Source organism: Planktothrix sp. FACHB-1355, from assembly GCF_014748295.1.
Taxonomy (GTDB): Bacteria; Cyanobacteriota; Cyanobacteriia; order Cyanobacteriales; family Aerosakkonemataceae; genus Aerosakkonema; species Aerosakkonema funiforme_A.
Genome location: NZ_JACJUP010000488.1, coordinates 1 through 4615, shown reverse-complemented (window position 1 = coordinate 4615; position 4615 = coordinate 1). Strand labels below are relative to the sequence as shown.

Sequence of the window (4615 nt, the reverse complement as noted above, 5' to 3'; positions counted from 1 at the left end):
AGAATATTTTTGTTTTTCTCTTCAACAGCTTCAAAGAAACTACAATGCTCGCAAGTCGCATTGCAGATATCATTAACCGCAAAACTCATCAAGTTGGGCAAATTTTTATTCTGAATGGTGCGATATAGGGCGCGAGCGATGAAGTTAGATGCTGGTTTGCTGAATAAAGCGGGAGTGGATAGGGAATAAACCGGGTATCCATTACGGAAATGTATGATTTTGTTATGATTTAGATAGATTTGATACAAAATTTTAACAAAGTCGGCGCTGTAGTCTAAAGCCCTAGTGGCAAGGAACCATTTGAGGCGAATATTGCTAAGAAAGGGGTTCATGTATTGGCTAGATTAAGGGCGGTATACACTAGATTAATGTGTGGCATTGGCTCTTAAAAGTAATGGTAAAAAAAGTTAACATTTAAGGCTGAAGAAACCGGGTTTCTCAACAGAAAATCTAGGCTTTCAGCGAATGGTAGTTGCAAGAAACCCGGTTTCTCAACAGAAAATCTAGGCTTTCAGCGAAGGGCAGTTGCAAGAAACCCGGTTTCTGACCCTGGTCTTTAGCGCTAAAGCGCAACAACGTACCTAAGCAAATTTTTTATAAATCGTAAGAAACTTGCAACAATCCGGATTCATAGGTTTTGACAGTTTTGAATTTAAGTGAGGTTTGTAAACTTGCATCTTTCACAATCAGCGAGATACCATCGCCTAGAATAATTGGGTGAATTGAGAGGATTAGTTCATCAATCAAACTGTGTTTGAGAAAATAATGAATTATCTCAGATCCCCCAACTAACCAGATATCGCCACCGGGAGATTGACGCAGGTTGTTGACGAACTCATTCAAATCGCCGCCGATAAATTCTACGTTATTATTATCTTTTTGACCTGGCAAAGTGTTAGAGAAAACAAAAACTTGTTTGCCTTTGTATGGATATTCCCCAAAACCAAGAACTTGCTGATATGTTTTATTACCCATGAGTATTGTGTCTACTTGGGCTAAGAATTCGGTGTAACCGTAGTCGGCGTCGGTGAATAACCAATCGACATCGCCGGATGTTCTCGCAATGTAGCCGTCAAGACTGGAGGCAATGTACAAACGTATTTTTCGCATGGTTTAGTTGCCAAGTTTTAAACGATGTGCGATCGATCCATAATATTCTCGAAGGGTAGCACACTAATACCATATTTATGCCACACTTGCTCGACATCACCGAGTCTTATCTGCGGACATCGGTAGCCGCGATCGCTCACAATATAGATACTAACCCAGACACTCTGTTTGATGCACTCAAAGGTTTGGGCGAATTGGGTGTCCTTGCACTCCGAATTCCGCCAGAATGGGGCGGAAAAGGTGTCAGCGAAGATACGTTTCAATCTTTTCAAGAATTGGTCGCTAAATATTCCGGCGCTTTAGCTTTCTTGCAAACTCAACACCAAAGCGCTGCGGGTATGCTTTTTGACAGTAAAAACACCTCTCTCAAACAAGAATACCTTCCCCGTATGAGTAACGGTGAGGTTTTGGTCGGTGTGGGTTTTTCCCAACTGCGACGGTCAGGCGACCCGCTAATTTCAGCTACCCCTGTAGATGGGGGTTATTTATTAGAAGGACAAGTTCCTTGGGTGACAGGATGGGGGATATTTCAATATTTTATTGTTGCCGCTAGTTTATCGGATGGTAGAGCAGTTTTTGGTATGCTTACTTTTGGGGAAACAAAGCAAAGTTTGGGCGGTTACATTAATTTTAGCGAACCGATGCAACTGGCAGCAATGACATCAACCAACACGGTGACGGCAACTATCAAAGATTGGTTTTTGCCAGACGATCGCATACTTTCTATTAAACCACAAAATTGGATACAAGAAAACGATAAAAAGAATGTTTTGCGTGCGACTGGTTTGGTACTCGGTTGCGCTAGGGCGGGACTCGATATTATCGAAGCAGCCGCTATAAATAAGTCGTTTCCTTTTATAGATAAAGCATTCCTATCCCTCAATAACGAATTCGCACAATGTCGAACTACAATTAGAGAAGCTCAACAACAAACAAGCATTGAACTATCAGAAAAGCTACATTTAAGAAGTTGGGCGATCGAACTCGCAGTCCGCATCGCCCACGCCGCCATTACCGTTTCCAGTGGGGCGGCAAATTACAGCCATCATGCCGCACAGCGCGTTTATCGAGAAGCGCTGGTTTTCACCGTTTCCGGTCAAAATACTGCACTCATGGAAGCAACGCTGGAAAGATTAACTCGTTCTCAGACAGTTACTAGAAAAAGCGAACATAAAACGATTACTTACTCGCAAGTAATTCACCTCAGTCACGTCATCGATATTGATATTCCCCAATGGCCGGGAGACCCACCAGTTGAATTTGAAATCGTCGCTGAATTGGAGAAACATGGCTATTATTTACGGCGTTTCTCTATTGGAGAACACAGCGCGACTCATATCAACGCACCCAAGAGTTTTTATGTGAATGGAATGGGGATCGATCGCTATCCCGCTGAATCTCTAATTGTACCTGCTGTAGTCATCGATATGCGCGACAAAGTTGCAGATAATTTCGATTATACTCTCACTATTAACGATGTTAAAAATTGGGAACAACAACACGGTCAGATTCCAGTTAATAGTATCGTATTGCTGTACACGGGTTGGCAAGAAAAATGGCTTGACAAAAATGCTTTTTTGAATCAAGATAGTGAAGGAAAGTTACATTTTCCCGCTTTGACAAGCGAAACAACTCAGTTTTTAATTGCAGAACGTCAAATTGCTGGTGTGGGAATTGATACTCACGGCGTAGATTGCGCTCAAGATCCCACTTTTGCTACTAACCGTTTGGTGTTGGCACAATCGGGTATTGTATTGGAAAATTTAACTAATTTAGAGCGATTGCCGCCAATTGGTACTATTTTAGTTATCGGTCATCTCCGTCTTAAAGATGGATCTGGTTCTCCTGCTGCGGTGATAGGGTTAGTTCCGTAGTATAACCTTTAAGATTGTGTGCCGTAGCATCGGTAGTGTAAGACTGATACGAAAGATTATCTGTGGGAATTAGGGGTTAAATTTTTACCACAGATGAAAACAGATAAACACAGATGAACACAGATGCGATCGTCAATTTTTGACTCTACCGATGCAACGGGACAGATAATACATATGAAAATAGATGCACACAAATAAACAAAGATGAATGCGTTCATCTTTGTTTATTTGTGGTAAAAATTTACTAACGAATCGGGCCGTTGTAGTCTACATTTACCTGCCTGCCATCTTTAGAAACAGTGACAACAGTTTGGATACTATAGACACTGGAATCGGGACGGCGACCTTTAAAAGTAAACGTCCAAGTGCCATTGCCATTATCTACAAAGGGTGCCTCTGTAGCTGGGCCGTGCATTGAGTTTTCTGGACGATAGCGACCCAAACCGCCGTTAGTGGATACACCTGCTTGACGTGCAAGGTTTTTGGCGCGATTGAGGTCGATGTTATTATTAAGGACAACCCTGGGATCGGTTGCTTGTTTGCCCAAAGCAACATCAAAATTTTCCAAAGCGAGGGCTTTGGATGGTAAGCTGATTGCTAAAGCCGCGATCGCCCAAGTTGCGGCAAGTCGAATATCTCGCTTCATGTTTGCGGCGACTCCCATAACAACGTTTGAGGGAACTGTTTTTAATCATTCTTAATGACAGCGATCGCAGCGTTGGAGTTCCGCAATTTTACGGATAGGGGCTAGGGATTAGGGCGTCGGGGCTAGGGATTAGGGGAGGGGGAAATGCTATACTCCTGTTCCAATTGGCGATATTTGGGAACCTCGATAATTTGCTCGAATTCTGGGAAGGAAACCAAATTAGAAAAACCCGTTGTCGTTCCCTGTTCCTTGAGTTGGCGCAAGCAAGCGGTCATGGCGTGAGTTGCGGCAAATAAACCAGAGAGGGGGAAGACTACAATTTTGAAACCCAACTCTTGTAATTGCGAACCGGTCAGGAAGGGAGTTTTCCCGCCTTCGATCATATTTGCAAACAATGGTACATCGGGGAAAGCAGATGCGATCGCTTTCAAATCCTCCACTGACTGCGGCGCTTCAATAAACACCACATCCGCGCCAGCTTCGTAATAAGCGCGACCCCGACGAATCGCTTCTTCCAATCCCAATGGCGCTAAAGCATCGGTTCGTCCTATAATTACCAAACCGCTATCAGCGCGGGCGTGGACTGCGGCGCGGATTTTTTCTACCTGTTCCGCCATTGGGATAACGCGCTTACCCTGGTAGTGACCGCATTTTTTCGGCCATTCTTGGTCTTCCAAAATGACTCCGGCGACTCCCAGATTTACGGCGTCGGTGACAGTCCTAATTACATTTAAAGGATTGCCATAACCGGTATCGATATCGGCAACTAAAGGAATGTTAATCGACTGTGCAATTCTCCCGACACTGTAAAGCATTTCCGTGGCGGTGAGAAAGCCGTAATCCGGGCGACCGAGTGTAGAGGCAGAAATGCCAAAACCGCTGGTGAAAACGATTTCAAATCCCAACTGTTCGGCAAGTTTGGCGCTCAAACAATCATACACGCCGGGAAGTACGAGGATGCCGGAGCGATCGAGTATTTTTCGCA

At 43.9% G+C, this 4615-nt stretch carries 4 protein-coding genes; 1 reads left to right on the top strand and 3 read right to left on the bottom strand.

What is annotated here, in order from left to right:
* Nucleotides 1–594 precede the first annotated feature (594 nt).
* Nucleotides 595–1110 (bottom strand): dihydrofolate reductase family protein, encoded by a 516-nt coding sequence (locus H6S82_RS19005; RefSeq protein ID WP_190472991.1) that lies wholly within the window; start codon nt 1108–1110, stop codon nt 595–597.
* Nucleotides 1111–1187: 77 nt separating this feature from the next.
* On the opposite strand from H6S82_RS19005, the gene H6S82_RS34395 reads away from it, so the two are divergent.
* Entirely contained in the window at nt 1188–2984 is a 1797-nt protein-coding gene (locus H6S82_RS34395; RefSeq protein WP_190472995.1) for a cyclase family protein, read from the top strand.
* A gap of 244 nt (nt 2985–3228) precedes the next feature.
* On the opposite strand, the gene H6S82_RS18995 is transcribed toward H6S82_RS34395, so the two are convergent.
* Together H6S82_RS18995 and H6S82_RS18990 are read right to left on the bottom strand one after the other, a co-directional pair.
* Nucleotides 3229–3648: a hypothetical protein gene (locus tag H6S82_RS18995; RefSeq protein WP_242057017.1), complete on the bottom strand. Its 420-nt coding sequence runs from the start codon at nt 3646–3648 to the stop codon at nt 3229–3231.
* 104 nt (nt 3649–3752) lie between these two features.
* Nucleotides 3753–4615: isocitrate lyase/PEP mutase family protein (locus tag H6S82_RS18990; protein ID WP_199317916.1), on the bottom strand; the 863-nt coding region annotated here is incomplete at its 5' end.